17 protein-coding genes and 1 tRNA gene are annotated in these 15,598 nt (G+C 55.1%); 13 read left to right on the forward strand and 5 right to left on the reverse strand.

From position 1 onward, the window contains the following. The first annotated feature begins 93 nt into the window (after positions 1-93). The 3 genes from GOX61_RS01755 (at position 94) to GOX61_RS01765 (ending at position 4,295) form a co-directional block, all read left to right on the forward strand. The gene (locus tag GOX61_RS01755) at positions 94-1,386 is read left to right on the forward strand and encodes an MFS transporter (RefSeq protein ID WP_170330802.1); all 1,293 of its coding nucleotides are present in this window, start codon (positions 94-96) and stop codon (positions 1,384-1,386) included. A gap of 84 nt (positions 1,387-1,470) precedes the next feature. Beyond that, positions 1,471-2,721, forward strand: coding sequence for a tyrosine--tRNA ligase (gene tyrS, locus GOX61_RS01760; RefSeq protein WP_170330804.1), 1,251 nt, complete (start codon positions 1,471-1,473; stop codon positions 2,719-2,721). A 293-nt stretch (positions 2,722-3,014) separates the two neighbouring features. Then, positions 3,015-4,295 carry a serine hydrolase domain-containing protein gene (locus tag GOX61_RS01765; RefSeq protein WP_170330806.1) on the forward strand — a complete coding sequence of 427 codons (1,281 nt, stop codon included), beginning with the start codon at positions 3,015-3,017 and terminating at the stop codon, positions 4,293-4,295. Between the two features lie 79 nt (positions 4,296-4,374). Here the strand turns inward: GOX61_RS01765 and GOX61_RS01770 are convergent, their stop codons facing one another. After that, on the reverse strand, positions 4,375-5,007 hold the full coding sequence (locus GOX61_RS01770) for a hypothetical protein (protein ID WP_170330808.1): 633 nt from the start codon (positions 5,005-5,007) through the stop codon (positions 4,375-4,377). A 338-nt stretch (positions 5,008-5,345) separates the two neighbouring features. Here GOX61_RS01770 and GOX61_RS01775 point away from each other — a divergent pair, with 338 nt between their 5' ends. Further along, a complete protein-coding gene (locus GOX61_RS01775) occupies positions 5,346-6,101 on the forward strand; it encodes an SDR family NAD(P)-dependent oxidoreductase (RefSeq protein WP_170330810.1) in 756 nt (251 codons plus the stop codon). 9 nt (positions 6,102-6,110) lie between these two features. Continuing rightward, entirely contained in the window at positions 6,111-6,656 is a 546-nt protein-coding gene (locus GOX61_RS01780; RefSeq protein WP_170330812.1) for a sugar O-acetyltransferase, read from the forward strand. A 70-nt stretch (positions 6,657-6,726) separates the two neighbouring features. Here the strand turns inward: GOX61_RS01780 and GOX61_RS01785 are convergent, their stop codons facing one another. The 3 genes from GOX61_RS01785 to GOX61_RS01795 form a co-directional block, all read right to left on the reverse strand. After that, a complete protein-coding gene (locus tag GOX61_RS01785; protein ID WP_254436715.1) occupies positions 6,727-8,538 on the reverse strand; it encodes an ABC-F family ATP-binding cassette domain-containing protein in 1,812 nt (603 codons plus the stop codon). Positions 8,539-8,597: 59 nt separating this feature from the next. After that, the gene (locus GOX61_RS01790; RefSeq protein WP_170330814.1) at positions 8,598-9,338 is read right to left on the reverse strand and encodes a GNAT family N-acetyltransferase; all 741 of its coding nucleotides are present in this window, start codon (positions 9,336-9,338) and stop codon (positions 8,598-8,600) included. Between the two features lie 97 nt (positions 9,339-9,435). Continuing rightward, on the reverse strand, positions 9,436-9,912 hold the full coding sequence (locus GOX61_RS01795; protein WP_155150825.1) for an outer membrane protein assembly factor BamE: 477 nt from the start codon (positions 9,910-9,912) through the stop codon (positions 9,436-9,438). An 83-nt stretch (positions 9,913-9,995) separates the two neighbouring features. Between GOX61_RS01795 and GOX61_RS01800 the strand changes: the two genes are divergently transcribed. The 8 genes from GOX61_RS01800 (at position 9,996) to GOX61_RS01835 (ending at position 15,351) form a co-directional block, all read left to right on the forward strand. Next, positions 9,996-10,532 carry a YceD family protein gene (locus tag GOX61_RS01800; protein ID WP_155150828.1) on the forward strand — a complete coding sequence of 179 codons (537 nt, stop codon included), beginning with the start codon at positions 9,996-9,998 and terminating at the stop codon, positions 10,530-10,532. Between the two features lie 206 nt (positions 10,533-10,738). Further along, positions 10,739-10,945 (forward strand): 50S ribosomal protein L32, encoded by a 207-nt coding sequence (gene rpmF / locus GOX61_RS01805; protein ID WP_008756996.1) that lies wholly within the window; start codon positions 10,739-10,741, stop codon positions 10,943-10,945. A gap of 24 nt (positions 10,946-10,969) precedes the next feature. After that, a complete protein-coding gene (gene plsX / locus GOX61_RS01810) occupies positions 10,970-12,058 on the forward strand; it encodes a phosphate acyltransferase PlsX (protein ID WP_170330816.1) in 1,089 nt (362 codons plus the stop codon). A 21-nt stretch (positions 12,059-12,079) separates the two neighbouring features. Further along, a complete protein-coding gene (locus GOX61_RS01815) occupies positions 12,080-13,051 on the forward strand; it encodes a beta-ketoacyl-ACP synthase III (RefSeq protein ID WP_155150834.1) in 972 nt (323 codons plus the stop codon). Positions 13,052-13,148: 97 nt separating this feature from the next. Next, positions 13,149-13,451, forward strand: a complete 303-nt coding sequence (gene ihfA / locus GOX61_RS01820) for an integration host factor subunit alpha (RefSeq protein WP_008755922.1) — start codon at positions 13,149-13,151, stop codon at positions 13,449-13,451. A gap of 18 nt (positions 13,452-13,469) precedes the next feature. Further along, complete coding sequence (locus GOX61_RS01825) at positions 13,470-14,072, forward strand: MerR family transcriptional regulator (protein WP_170330818.1); 603 nt, start codon at positions 13,470-13,472, stop codon at positions 14,070-14,072. A 61-nt stretch (positions 14,073-14,133) separates the two neighbouring features. Beyond that, a tRNA-Pro gene (locus tag GOX61_RS01830) sits at positions 14,134-14,210 on the forward strand. Positions 14,211-14,271: 61 nt separating this feature from the next. After that, positions 14,272-15,351 carry a 2'-deoxycytidine 5'-triphosphate deaminase gene (locus tag GOX61_RS01835; RefSeq protein WP_155150842.1) on the forward strand — a complete coding sequence of 360 codons (1,080 nt, stop codon included), beginning with the start codon at positions 14,272-14,274 and terminating at the stop codon, positions 15,349-15,351. On the opposite strand, the gene GOX61_RS01840 is transcribed toward GOX61_RS01835, so the two are convergent. Then, positions 15,352-15,594, reverse strand: a complete 243-nt coding sequence (locus GOX61_RS01840) for a hypothetical protein (RefSeq protein ID WP_170330820.1) — start codon at positions 15,592-15,594, stop codon at positions 15,352-15,354. Positions 15,595-15,598: the final 4 nt, after the last annotated feature.

Raw genomic sequence — 15,598 nt, forward strand, 5'->3', positions numbered from 1 at the left:
CTGCTCACACAGATCGTTCAACTAAGTCATAGCTGGCCCGGAGCAGACGGTATCGTGCGAGCTTGGATCAAACGGTAGATGGCCCATTGATAAATGGCACAGACGCAAACGCCTAAGGTAAGCCCCCCGGCAGAGGGCAGAAACTATCAGCTGATCTTCTGGTCTGGTGCGCTGGCCACGATCGGTGGGCAACTGGTCAATCCGACACTCGTTCTGCCCTTTCTCTACCTTGCGCTGGGGGCGCCAACCTTCTTTGCCGGGCTCTTGTTGCCCTTTGTCACCGGGTCGCGATTGATCGCCGAAATCTTCATGTCGCCCTTCATCAACCGCGCCACCCGCGCAAAGCTGGCCGTCTATGTCCCCAACATCCTGACCGGTGCGGTACTGGCGATGGTCGCCCTTTTCGCGACCGATCTGCCAAATGTCATGATCGTTCTTTTGTTCCTGACAACAGCAGTGGTCATGGGGCTATGCCAAGGTATCACCAGCCTGGGCACCAGTCAGATCTATGGAATCTCGATCCCCGACGCCAAGCGCAACCGCATGGTGTTTGCACAAGCCACCATCTCAGGAATTCTGGCCATCATTGTGGTCTGGATTACCAAAGATCTTCTGGTATCAGACCAACCGATGCAGCGTCACATCGTCGTCATGTGGTGCGGCGTGACAGCAATGTTTGCGGCAGGCATCAGCTTTGCCGGCGTACGCATATTCGAGGAAGAGAGACTTCATCCTGCCCCCAAGATTAAAAAACCGAAGCCGATGGCCGAGCTTGTCACCGGCTTCAAAACAGGCATGGCCTACAGATGGTATCGCAAATTCCTGTTCGCGCGCTTGCTGTTTGTCTCGGTTGAACTTGCCATGCCCTTCTACACGATACACGCAGCAACTTTCCACGTGGGCACGAAACACTCGCTCAGCTATTTTGTGATCGGCGCCAGTGCAGGCGTTGTGATCGGATCGATTGTCTGGGGTTGGCTCAGTGGGCGTATCTCCGTCAAACCCGTGATGTGGCTGGGTTGCCTGATTTCTGCACTTTCGGCCATCATCGCACTGGGATTCACCTTCACCGGCTACGCCCAAAACGTCTGGCTGTATGCGCTGGTCATCATGCTTTTGTCGCTGGGCGGCAACGGTGTAATCTATGGCCGCTACCTCTACATCATCGAAAAGACCAACGAAAAGGAACGCCCCTATCTTGTTGCTCTGGGAGATGTCAGTGCCGGGGTTGTCGGCATAGTATTCGCTGCGATCCTTGGTGCGGTGGCGCATTTTCACGACCCGGTCACACCGCTCATTGTTCTTGCGGCTCTCAACCTGATCGCAATGTTTTATGCCTTTGGTCTGCCACCTACCAAAACTGCGGGTGCAACAACGCAGCAATAAGGTCATTTTTCATGGAAAAGGTGCCTTTTCCTTACCCACAGCGCCGCCTATACAGTGCCCCGCAACATTAACCCGAGGCACGACATGACCTACCACCCCAAATCGGATTTCATCGCCACGATGATCGAGCGCGGCTTTCTCGCCGACTGCACCGATTATCAGGGCCTTGATGAGGCACTGATCAGCGGGGTGCAAACTGCCTATATCGGGTATGACGCCACGGCGCAGTCACTGCACGTGGGTCACCTGATGAACATCATGGTCCTGCGCTGGTTGCAGAAAACGGGGCACAAGCCGATCACCCTGATGGGCGGTGGCACCACCAAGGTGGGTGACCCCTCGTTCCGTTCTGATGAACGCCCACTGCTGGGCCCCGAACAAATCGACGCCAATATCGCAGGTATGAAGCAGGTCTTTGCCAAATACCTGTCCTATGACGACAGTGAAACCGGCGCTCTGATGCTGAATAACGCCGAATGGTTGGACAGCCTGAACTACTTGGATTTTCTGCGCGACATCGGGCGGCATTTCTCGGTCAACCGGATGCTCAGCTTTGAATCGGTGAAATCACGGCTGGATCGTGAACAATCGCTGAGCTTCCTCGAATTCAACTACATGATCCTGCAGGCCTATGACTTCCTCGAGCTGAACCGCCGCTATGGCTGCGTTCTGCAAATGGGCGGTTCAGACCAGTGGGGCAACATCGTCAACGGCATAGACCTGACCCGCCGGGTGCTGGATCACGAGATCTATGGCCTCACCACGCCCCTTCTGACCACCAGCGACGGTCGTAAAATGGGCAAGTCGCAGGGCGGCGCTGTGTGGTTGAACGGCGATATGCTGTCGTCCTACGAGTTCTGGCAATTCTGGCGCAACACCACCGACGCCGATGTGGGCCGGTTCCTGAAAATCTTCACCGAACTGCCTGTCGAAGAATGCGACCGGATGGGCGCTCTGGCCGGGTCCGAGATCAACGAGGCCAAAATCCGCCTGGCCAACGAGGTCACCACCCTGCTGCACGGTGCCGAAGCCGCTGCGACCGCCGAAGCGACAGCGCGTGAAGTATTCGAAAAAGGTGGTGTCGGGGGCGATCTGCCCACACTGACCCTCAGCGCGGATGAGCTGGGTGATGGCATGTCGATCGTGCAGATCATTGTGAAGTCCGGTCTGGCAAAATCCGGCAAGGAGGCCAAGCGCCTGATCGCCGAAAACGGCGCCAAGATGGACGACGCGCCCCTGACCGATGCCGGTCTGATGATTGATGCTGGCGCGCTGTCCTCACCCATCAAGCTGAGCGCAGGTAAAAAGCGCCACGCATTGGTTCAGTTGGGGTAAACGACCCTAGTCAGACCATTGAAAACGGCCACCCATCGGGGTGGCCGTTTTCAATTGAAGGCTCGACCCATTTGTATCTGTTGAATGCTCAGTTTGCGGACAAAGCCGCCTTATGCTCAAGGCGACTAACGCACAGTATCTGCCATCCGTCGCTTGCGACTACTAAGCTGTCCTTCCAGAGATTAGTTCGTAGTCGTTTGGCAGCCTCTGGCCCAAACACAAGAGGCTAGACACCAGAGCTCAAGCGTGGCTGGATTGCTTGGAGATTGCCTAGTCGGACGGAGATCCCCAAAATGAAAAGAAATGCAAACAAGCAGTTAGTGACTTCCGCTATTGCTATCGCTCTTTTGGCCTCCGGTGCTGTGTTTACTGCTTCTACACAACCAGCAAGCGCAGAGGCTGGTTATTTCTGGGATGAAACCGTTGATTCTGTAGATAGAAGCCCTTGGATATTTGAAGGCACAAATGTTTTTGGCGAATTAGCACGAGTTCCACCGTCAGATTGGGTACGTACTTTGGAAAAAGCGGCATACCCAACTGAGCTTGAGACTTTTGTTTTCACAGCTAGCAATAGTGAAGAACAGAACATCAACGATTGGTTGCATCAAACGCATACCGATAGCTTTTTGATTTATCACGATGGCAAATTGGTCGCTGAAAAGTACTTCAATGGCATGAGAGCTGATACGCCTCACCGCATTCACTCGATCACCAAGACAGTGTTGGGTATGGCAGCGGGGCTGGCGGTTGAGGCGGGAGAATTAGATCCTGAAAAACTGATCACCGAATACCTGCCAGAGTTGGAAGGCCCAGCATTCAAAAATACAACGGTTAGACACCTACTTGATATGACCGCTGCTGTTGATTGGAAAGATGCTTCTAGCGGCTACTTAGACGATGCCGGTGATCTGTTCTGTGCGTTTGGTCAGGACCTCTCTGAAAAAGTTGAAATTTGTGATACAGAGTCTGGCGTTAAGGAGTACATGATCTCTCTTAGTGATCGCGAGACCTTGGTAGAAGACGGTGAAGTTTATAGTTACCGTTCAGTGCTATCTGCGCTGCTGGGTATGGTGATCGAGTCGGCAACTGGAGAAAGCTATCTGGATGTACTGGCCGAGTTGTGGCAGGGCATCGGTGCTCAAGACCCTGCATATAGCGAACTAGGGCCCAAAAAGATTGTGCAAACGAGTGGTGGGTTATTTACCAGCTCTCGTGACCTATTGCGATTTGGCATAATGATGCTGGACAACGGAAGGGTTAACGACACTCAAGTTATTCCTCCAGATTGGATAGCTGACACGATTCAAGCAAATGATGACGTTATCGCAGCTTATGAGAAAAGCGCATATGCAGAGGTGTTTGAAGGCTTCCACTACCGTAATCAAGTTTGGGTGAAAGATAGAGAAAAAGGTGCGTTCTACGGTATCGGTGTCTATGGACAGCTATTGTATGTGAACCAGGAAGCCAATGTGGTTATGGTGAAGCTATCAAGCCAGCCAGAAGTTCAAAACACACCTATGTACCTGGACTCTATGGTTGCAATGAAAAAAATTGCAGAGACTTTGAGTAAATGAATTTCAGATTATCTTAATCTAGCAAGCTGAGCCAAATGGCTCGGCTTATACTACGGAATGACTTAGCAGTGTCGTCGGGTTAGTATCGGGTGACCTCAACTGCGACCGCAGCAAACACCACACCAATCAACAGAGCTTTTGTATTCACTGCCGAAAGGCTGGGTAGTTTGACCCGAAGAGACAGGGCTATTATCACACCCCCTGTCAACCCAGTTGCAATTGAATAAATCATGCTACTTTTGTCTGCGTTGAGACCTATCAATATGCCGACTGCAAGCGACGCGACAAAGTATGCGCGTAACCATCCAGACATGTGTCCGGGGTGGGTCTTATAGAGAAAGATATTCACCCCAAACAAATGCAATGAATAGGCCAACGTTCCAACAGCGTACAGCTCAGGTGATGTTCCCGTCGTTTGCATGACGGTAATGGCAAGCAAGCAATTATAGGTTCCAAGCGCCACTGTGTCCAAGCCAAGCGACAACCTGTTATCGGCCCCCGTGTCGCGACTGGCTTCCAGCAAGTAGTAAATGAGAAATCCTAGGAGCGAATAACCGAACAGCGAGTTTTCCCATTTCCCATTTGCAGCCAAATCGGCCGACAATTCACCGATTTTTGGCAGTAAGAAAAGGAAAGCATAGCCAAGTCCGATCCCAGATGAAAAATCAGAAAGCCAGCCTGCTAGGGCGGGGAATCTCCGGTAAAAAGACACGCAGAAGACGTGAACAGTGCCTATGACTGCAATCGATGTTATCGCGAGGTATGTCGACGCGTCGAACACGGCTAAGATCCAATGATCACATTACAATTTGTATGAGACACCCCTTGGGAGCAAAAGCACAACCCAAAAAGTGAAGAAGGTGCGGTTTGAATAGAACACTCAACGACAGCTTTCTTCTGCACTTCCGGCATTGATGCACGGTGCAGAAATTTGAACTTAGGGCTCATCGCCGACATTCCATGACTTCCCCCTTCACCACATGACTGGACAGCAACAGGCTCTTCCGATTATTTGAACACATGTTCATATTACGGGAAGAGGAGCCCGCCATGCAATTGTCCACCACTGCCGCCATTATCACAGGCGGCGCGTCGGGTTTGGGAGAATCCACCGCCCGTCACTTTGCCGAAAATGGTGCACAGGTCACGATCCTGGACCGTGATGCCGAGCGCGGCGCGCAGGTTGCGGCTGAGATTGGTGGGCATTTTGCACAGACGGACGTAACCGACGAAGCATCCGTTGCTGCAGCCATCGCTCTGGCAGTCGAAAAAATGGGCAAGATTACTGCGGCAGTAAACTGCGCCGGTATCGCCTATGGCATCAAAACCGTTGGCAAAGATGGCCCCCACCCTTTGGACGCTTTCCAGCGCACAATCGACATCAATCTTGTTGGTACGTTCAACGTATCCCGCCTTGCCTCGGCCGAAATGGCCAAGAACGACCCGGAGTCAGACAGCGCGCGCGGTGTGATCATCAACACGGCGTCGATTGCAGCTTTTGACGGCCAAAAGGGTCAGGCTGCTTATGCCGCGTCCAAAGGCGGTGTGGTCGGTATGACCCTGCCCATGTCGCGTGACCTTGCCCCCAGCGGTATCAGGGTGATGGCCATTGCGCCGGGTATCTTCATGACCCCGATGCTGGCCGGTCTGCCGGAAGAGGTGCAGCAGCAACTGGCGGCTGATGTGCCCAATCCGCCTCGTCTGGGCGATCCGCGAGAGTACGGGCGGCTGGCAGGGTTCATTGTCGAGATGGGATATCTGAACGGCGAGGTCATCCGCATCGACGGCGCGCTGCGGATGCGCTAGGTCTGCCTCATGAGCGAGCGGCAGAAAATGCAGTCCGGCCAGTGGTACAATTGCATGGACCCCGAACTAGAGGACCTGCGCATGCAGGCCCGGCGCGCGGTCCATGCCCATAACCACACCGCACCGGATTTGCGCGGTCCGCTTGCACCTGAGTTAAAGTCCCTCTTTGCCGAAACTGGTGAAGGCTGTTTCCTCGAAGCCCCGTTTCACTGCGCCTACGGCCTGAACATTCACTTGGGTGAGCGGGTGTATTTCAACGCTGGGTGCACCATTCTTGACACCGCACCTATTCGTATCGGCAGTGATACTATGTTCGGCCCCGGCGTCCAGATCTACTGTGCCCAACATGCGCAGGATCCGATTGAACGCGCACAAGGTCTTGAGATCGCCCTGCCCGTAACCATCGGTCAAAGTGTCTGGGTCGGCGGAGGCGCGATCATTCTTCCCGGAGTGACGATTGGCGACAATGCCACGATCGGAGCAGGCAGTGTTGTGACCAAAGACGTCGCCGAGGGCGTCACCGTCGTCGGCAATCCGGCGCGCCCGATCACCTAAACGCTCTCATTTGGCTTGAGCCGAGGATTGTACAAACCGGACAAGGTGGCGTCCGGAGCTAGTACAAATCCTAAGATCCTGCCTCAGCCTTTTCTTCCAGCAACAGCCATTCTTCCTCAGCAGCAGACAGTTTTTCCTGCCGCTCGACCAACGCATCTGTGGCCTTCTGGAACTTGACCGGTTCCCGCGAAAACAATTCGGGGTCCGACATCAGCTCTTCCAGTTTGGCGATCTCTGCTTCAAGCCTTGCAATCTCGGACGGCAGTTTTTCCAATCGGTGCTTTTCGGAAAAGGACAGCCCGGATTTCGGCTTTGCCTCCTGCTTGACCTTAGGCTTGTTGATCTTTGTTTTTTCTTCCTTTTTGGCAGTCACATCGCCACGTTGGGCGATATAGTCTGACCATCCACCTGCATAAACGGTGGCCTGACCGTTTCCTTCCATCGCAACCGTTGTCGTCGCGACCCGGTCCAGGAAATCCCGGTCGTGGCTCACCAGCAGAACTGTCCCGTCAAAGTCGTCCAGCAATTCCTGCAGCAGGTCCAGCGTTTCAACGTCCAGATCGTTTGTCGGTTCGTCCAACACCAGCAGGTTCGACGATTTTGCCATCAGTTTGGCAAGCAGCAATCGCGCTTTTTCCCCACCAGACAAGGACTTAACAGCCGCTCTTGCCTGCTGATCATCGAACAGGAATTCCTTGAGATACCCCACAACATGCTTGGGCTGACCGCGCACCATCACCTGATCGGCCTTACCTGACACCCGCATTTCGGGGTCTCCGGTCAGACTGTCCCAAAGGCTCATCTCGGGGTCCAGTTGAGCGCGGGTCTGATCAAAGACAGCGACTTCAAGATTGGTACCCAATGTCACCGTCCCTTCATCAGGATCGGTCTGGCCCAGCAGCATTTTCAGCAGCGTAGTTTTTCCAACTCCGTTCGGACCGACAAAGGCCACGCGGTCACCGCGTTGCACCAACAAATCAAAGTTTCGGACAATCGGCTTGCCATCAAATGACTTGGATAACCCTTTGGCTTCGATGACCTTTCTGCCGGATTTCGGGCCAGATTCCAAAGACATCGCCGCAGAACCCTGCCGCTTGATCTGCGATGCGCGCTCTGCGCGCAAGGCCTGAAGGGCACGAACACGGCCTTGATTACGTTTGCGGCGAGCGCTGATGCCTTCGACCGCCCAACGCGCTTCGGATTTTATCAGGCGATTCAGCTTGTGCCGCTTCTGATCCTCTTCTTCCCAGATCTTATCGCGCCATGCTTCGAACGACTCAAATCCCTGTTCCTGACGACGCACTTCACCGCGATCGACCCACAAGGTCGCCCGGGTCAATGCCCGCAGAAACGCCCGGTCGTGGGAAATCAGAACAAAGGCCGCGCGTGTCGCGCCAAGTTCCCGCTCCAACCACGCAATCGCCTCGATATCCAGATGGTTGGTCGGTTCGTCCAGTAGCATCAGGTCAGGTGCTTCGGCCATCAGCTTAGCCAGCGCTGCGCGCCGGCGTTCACCACCCGAGGCGGTCTCAACCGCGCGGGACGGATCAAATTTCAGGCCCTCACCCGCGCGTTCGACCTTATAAAGTTCACCTGGCTCCAACCCGCTTGAAGCGTAGTCACCCAGTGTGGCGAACCCCTCCATCCCCGGGTCCTGCTCCATGTATCCAACGGATTTCCCCGGAGGAATCACGATATCGCCCTGATCCGGCTCGACCAGACCGGCCATCACTTTCATCAGGGTGGACTTGCCTGATCCGTTTCGCCCGACCAGCGCAACACGGTCACCGGGTTGGACCACCAGATCGACATCCGAAAATACCGGATCACCCCCGAAAGTCAGGGAAATGCCGGACATCTGCAACAAAGGAATTCTCGCCATGCCAGCCAGCTAAACCGGCATGATCAGGGCGTCAACGCCCCTACCCGACCTTTTTCGGATTACACAGCCACTGCACGCAGCAACCTTTTGCGTGCCGGGGGAATGGCCCCAATCTCGAGCCCGGTAAACACATGTAGCGTATTCATGTGCCGATCCACGACCGCATGGTCGCTGACCCACCCCCCCATCAGCAAGTAGGTACGCAACAAGGGCGGCATACGCAGCATCGCCTTTTTCGCATCGGGTCGGCGACGAAGCCGGGAAGCAAATCGAAATACATCCGGTGCTTTCACGCGAGGCAGCCATCGCTTTGGTGCAAGATGCCGATGTTTGAGCATAGCGAAAGCATCAAGGTACTCCCCGGTCTCGGTCCCGGCAAAAGATGAACAGCCGAACAGCATCTTGACCCTGTTTTGGTCCACAAAAGCCGTCATCGCACCCCACGCTACACGCAGGATATCCGGATCGGACCAATCTGGGTGAATACAGAATCGGCCCATCTCGACCATGCGACCGTTGAATTCCCCTAGTGCTGATAAATCATAGTATTGGGACGAGTAGCTTTGACCGATCTCGCTCCCATTCTCCATCGTCAACATGCGAAAACAGCAGACCAGTTGACCACCGCACCGCATATCCTCGATCAGAACATGGGCACAGGTGTTGTCAAAGTCGTCCCTATCGGTCTGTGCGGTAGCAAAGGCCAACGTTCGCAACGCTTGCGCAGCCGTCACGTCCGGCGCCGACTGCGCCAATCGGGCACGATAGCGCCCTTTGTTCAGCAACACTGCACTGGCCATGGTCGCATCCTCCGCGGTTGCAGACCCTTGGGTCTTCGCCGCCCTCCTATCACAAATTTTGTGACTGTCCCGTGAAGGAACAAGAGCCAAGAGTGAATTAGTTGTTAGCCCCTGGGATGTTTGCCGGATTAAAGTTACCGATGTTGCCCAGCAGCTGACGCAAGAAGCCTTTGTCCTGAACGCTGGAATCGGTCACGCGGCGGTCGAGAACGATGACATACCCGTCCTCGAGACCAAATCGCTCAATATTGCTGACAACGCCACGCTGATCAAAGCTCACGGCGACCAACTCTCTCGAGATGACCTTTGGTCGCTTGGGGCCAAAATGGCGAACCTCAGAAGACACATAGTAGAAGCCAGAATCACGCAATACACCGGCGGCACTTGGCGCGCCAATCGCTTCGAGAACAGTATCCCGGGTATCCACCCCCACCTTCACTTCAGCCAATTCGTGGGGGGTCGGAACGTAGCCGTGATGCTTAATGACAGGAGAGCAGGCCAAGAGCCCGGACAAAACAACGCCGCATGCTAGCGCTTTGGACGCTGGTTTCAGCTTGTTCATTACCTTCGACATCTTCACCCTCTTGCCTTGGCACCTTGCGGCTTCTATCCGATTACAGAAACCGGTGCTACGGTTCAACACAGGAAAGAGTCAGAATGACGAACCAATCATCCTTACGGGTAGCTGATCTGCCTCAGAACACGCCGACCCCGTTCGAATTGCGCCCCAGTTCGCCTGAATTGGACGCGATCAAGCAGGAACTGGGCCTGTTGGGGCTACGTAAGGTCAGCTTTGTAGGTTCAGTTCAAGCACAAGGAAAGCGCGATTGGGTTCTGACCGCGAAACTGGGTGCTACGGTTATCCAGCCCTGTGTCATCACGCTGGATCCAGTAACGACTCGTATCGATGTACCTGTACGACGGATGTTTCTGGCGGAATGGTCCGAACCCGACGAACCCGAATTTGAAATGCCAGAGGATGATGAAACCGAAGCACTCGGCCCGGAAATCGACCCGGCGCAGGTCATGATCGAGGCCTTATCGCTGGCCCTGCCCCAGTATCCGCGCAAAGATGGTGCGCATCTGGGTGAGGCAAACTACACCGAACCCGGAAAACAAGCGATTACAGACGAAGATGTTAAACCCTTTGCCGGATTGGCGGGTTTGCGTGATGCCCTGAAAAAAGACGAGTGACACAGGATTGATTTCCTGTCATAGCAGGCGGTCAGAAAAATCGCTTGAACATGTCGAGAATCGCAGTATTTTCGCGCGCTCATCGGAATTTGGGTTGGACAACGTGGGGCATGTACCCTAAACGCGCGTCGAACCACGAGAAAACGAAGTATGAAACCCGGTCGGCGGCGAATCTGCTGACCCTTTAGTAGACAAAGGTTGAGACCATGGCCGTCCAACAGAACAAAGTTTCCAAGTCGCGTCGCAACAACCGCCGCGCACACGACGCTCTGGTTGCTGCAAACCCGAACGAATGCCCGAACTGCGGCGAGCTGAAGCGTCCGCACCACGTTTGCGCATCCTGCGGCCACTATGACGATCGCGAAGTCGTCGCGCAGGCCGATGAAATCGACCTGGACGAAGACGCGGCCTAAGCCTGATTAAACGCAGGTTCTGGCATGACGGCGCAGCCCACGCAAACCGGACGGATCGTTATCTCGGTTGATGCAATGGGCGGGGATTCAGGTCCCGCGGTTGTAGTGGCTGGAATTGCGAAATCGGCAAAGAAGAATCCCGAAATCGGGTTTCTTCTCCATGGCCCCGAAGATGTGCTGCGCAAGCTTGTAGCCAAACGGCGTGTCCTTGAAGGACGCGTCGTTTTTCGTGATTGCCCGGATGTCGTCACGATGGAAGACAAGCCCAGTCAGGTTGTCCGAAACGGCAAACAAACCTCGATGTGGTCCGCTTTGGAGGCGGTCCGTCAGGGTGAAGCGCATGGTGCGGTGTCTTGCGGGAACACCGGTGCACTGATGGCATTGTCGATGATGCGCCTGCGCAGACTGCCGGGCGTCAACCGCCCCGCCATCGCTATTTTGTGGCCATCGCGCAACCCTCAGGGGTTCAACGTGATGCTGGACGTGGGCGCCGATGTACGGGCCGACGCCAAGGATTTGCTGCAATACGCGCTGATGGGCGCGTCTTACGCGCGCAATGGTATGGCCCTGAACCGGCCCCGCATCGGCTTGCTGAACGTTGGCACCGAAGAACACAAGGGCCGCGCTGAGCTGAAAGAAGCGCACTCCATGATCGCCGATTTCGCCGACCGGGCGAATTTCGATTTCGTGGGCTTTGTCGAGGGCAGTGACATCCCCGGCGACAAGGCAGATGTGATTGTAACCGATGGATTTACCGGAAATGTCGCCATCAAGACAGGCGAAGGTACTGCCAGCCTGATCGGCGATCTGCTGCGTGAAGCGTTTAAGTATACCCCCCTTTCACGACTGGCTTCAATTCTTGCGATCACATCGCTTCAGCGTTTGAAAAAGCGCATTGATCCGCGCCGCGTGAACGGCGGGGTCTTTCTGGGCCTGAATGGTACAGTCATCAAATCACATGGCGGCGCTGATTCGACCGGCGTGTCTGCGGCTGTGAAACTGGCCTTTACGCTGGCCCAATCCGGGTTTTCCGAAAAATTGGCGGCACGGGTTGCATCAACAGCCGAGCTTGCACAAGATGCCGCGCATGCTGCGCCGCAGACGAAAAAATAACAAAGAAGGCAGTAACCCAAAATGGCAGGCCGTTCAGTTGTTGTAGGTGTTGGGCATTATTTGCCAGAGCGCGTCGTTCCAAATACTGAGTTTGAACAGACGCTGGACACATCGGATGAATGGATTCGCACTCGTTCAGGGATCGAGCGCCGGCACTTTGCGGCGGATGACGAAACCACCTCGGATCTTGCGACCAAAGCTGCCGAAGCAGCCCTGAAGGATGCCGGGCTCGAGGCGAGCGATATCGACGCGATCGTATTGGCAACATCTACCGCAGATCTGACCTTCCCTTCTGCCGCAACCATGGTTCAGGCCCGGTTGGGCATGACAAACGGGTTCGCCTTTGATGTTCAGGCCGTTTGCGCCGGTTTCGTTTTTGCGCTGAGTAATGCCAATGCCTTGATCCTGTCCGGACAGGCCAAGCGCGTTCTTGTCATCGGAGCAGAGACCTTTTCACGAATCATGGATTGGAGCGACCGCTCGACCTGTGTGCTGTTCGGCGATGGCGCAGGTGCGCTGGTGCTTGAGGCACAGGACGGCAACGGATCATCGGATGATCGCGGAATTCTGTCCACAGATCTGAACTCGGATGGACGCTACAAAGATCTGCTTTACGTAGATGGCGGCGTGTCGACGCAATCGACCGGTCATCTGCGTATGCAGGGCAATCAGGTTTTCCGGCATGCCGTTGAAAAGCTTGCAAAAACTGCCGAAACCGCACTGGGTCGCGCCGGGCTGACCAGTGGCGACGTTGACTGGATCGTTCCACATCAGGCCAACATCCGCATTATCCAGGGCACAGCCAAGAAAATGGGTCTGCCGATGGAGAATGTCGTGGTGACTGTTCAGGATCACGGCAACACATCTGCTGCATCGATTCCCCTCGCCCTCTCGGTGGGCAAGGAACGCGGGCAGATCAAGCCTGGTGATCTGATCGTGACCGAAGCAATTGGCGGCGGTTTGGCCTGGGGTGCGGTTGTTCTGCGCTGGTAACTGGCACAAACCGGCTTACACAGCCGCCTGCAATTCATTGATATTGACAGCGAATTTCCCCTAACCATATGCTTTAATATAAACAGGGGAAAATAGCATGGGCGATAAAACACTGACTCGCATGGATCTGAGCGAGGCCGTCTTTCGTGAAGTTGGCCTTTCACGCAACGAAAGCGCGCAACTGGTCGAAAGCGTTCTGAACCACATGTCCGACGCCTTGGTGCGTGGCGAGCAAGTCAAGATTTCGTCTTTCGGCACGTTCAGTGTCCGGGACAAAACCGCCCGGATCGGCCGCAACCCCAAAACCGGTGAAGAGGTTCCGATTCAGCCGCGCCGCGTGCTGACCTTCCGTCCTTCGCATCTGATGAAGGATCGTGTTGCTGCCGGGAATCGTAAGTAAATCTGAGGTCGCGCAGGTATGAGCAAGTCTCCCGACGCATTTCGCACAATCAGTGAAGTTGCGGATTGGCTCGGTGTTCAGGCACATGTCCTGCGTTTCTGGGAAAGCCGGTTTAGTCAGGTAAAACCAGTCAAACGTGCAGGCGGGCGCCGTTACTATCGCCCGAATGACATGCGGCTGCTTGGCGGCATCAAAAAACTGCTGCACGAGGATGGGATTACGATAAAGGGCGTTCAGCGTATTCTGCGCGAGCAAGGCGTCAGCTATGTGTCATCGCTGTCGCAGAGCCTTGATGAAAACTCGGCACCTGCACCTGCAGATGAGACCGTCGTCCCCTTTGCCCCCAAGCCTACACCTCCAAACGCGCAAATCGACATGGACTTGCAGGTAGGGTCTGACCAAAAGGTCAATGGTGCTGGCTCAAAAGGTGAAGCTGACGAGAAACCTACTAAGGCACCGTCAGAACTGGGTGAGGTCAGCACAGCGCCTTTGTTTGGTGGTATCGCTTCACAAGCATGGCAGACAACGGATTTCGACGATGAGGTTTTGCGCAAGATAGAACCGATTGCCAAGGACTTGCGAGCTTGGCTAAATCGGGTCGAAAATCGATCGGCAGGATAAACAAAAAGGCGATGATTTCCTCTTGCCCCTGCCGGGAAAGTCTTTATGAACACCTCAACGTCGGGCTATGGCGCAGCCTGGTAGCGCGTCCGTCTGGGGGACGGAAGGTCGCAGGTTCGAGTCCTGCTAGCCCGACCAAATCACACCGACGTTTATGGCACAAAGGCCAGATCCCGCTCTGGCACAAGAGGGGATCGAGATGACAGGTGTTTGCCCAAACCAGCAAATCGAGGCGATGATTACGCGCGGCGAACTAACCGCCAGCCCTGATATTCTGCCTGCACAGATTCAACCCGCGAGCCTTGATTTACGTTTAGGGACAGTAGCTTACCGCGTTCGAGCCTCTTTCCTTGCCGGTGAGGGCCGAACGGTTTCTGATCGTCTGTCCGAATTCGAGATGCACCGGATAGATATCAGCGAGGGCGCTGTTCTTGAAAAGGGCTGCGTTTATCTGGTGCCGCTCATGGAATCTTTGGCACTGCCAGCGGACACCAGCGCCGTTGCCAATGCCAAAAGCTCGACCGGACGTCTTGATCTTTTGACCCGCACGATCACCGATGGCGGCACCGAGTTTGACCGGGTTCCGGCTGGCTACTCCGGCCCGCTTTATGCCGAGATTTGCCCCCGCTCTTTCTCGGTTCTGGTGCGCCCCGGAATGCGTTTGAACCAGATCCGTTTTCGGAAGGGACAAGCAGTTCTGACTGACGCTGAACTGACAAGCCTGCACGCAGAATCGCCGCTGGTAGATGGACCTGCCGTGATTCAGGATGGTCTGGGTTTCTCAGTCGATCTGAAACTGCCCGAAACAGATTTGGTCGGCTATCGCGCCAAACCACATACAGGTGTGATCGATCTGGACCGCATCGGTGGCTACGACCCGCAGGACTATTGGGAAGAGGTGCGGACGCGTGATGGCCGGATCATTCTTGACCCGGGTGCATTCTACATCCTGGTAAGCCGCGAGGCCGTGCATATCCCCCCGATGTATGCGGCCGAAATGGCACCCTACCTCGCCATGGTGGGCGAATTCCGAGTGCACTATGCAGGGTTCTTTGACCCGGGATTCGGTCATGCTGCTGCAGGCGGGGCTGGTTCTCGGGGCGTGCTTGAAGTTCGCTGCCACGAAGCGCCATTTGTGCTGGAACACGGTCAAGTGGTCGGGCGATTGGTTTATGAACGCATGGCCGAGATGCCAACCCAACTGTACGGGGCAGGAATTGCCTCGAACTATCAGGGACAGGGCCTGAAACTATCCAAGCACTTCAAGGCGGTCAGCTAATCAGAATTTCATGAACCGGCGCATTTGGCGTGTCATTCGCTGCGCCTGCTTCAAGGTTTGCCTCTGCTGATTAGCGCTTTGCTGCATTCTGCGCGCGGTTTCTGGATCGTGTGGCGGAGCGGATTTCTCACCCGGTTTGCGCGACATTCGATCGGCCAGATCAAATCCCTTGTCCACCCCACGGCTGACAAGGCGGCGCATCACCTGTCGTACAATCATATCTATGATCCGGTTCGCATTCATGGCT

The sequence above is a fragment of the Ruegeria arenilitoris genome (genome assembly GCF_013030265.1).
Lineage (GTDB): Bacteria > Pseudomonadota > Alphaproteobacteria > Rhodobacterales > Rhodobacteraceae > Ruegeria > Ruegeria arenilitoris_E.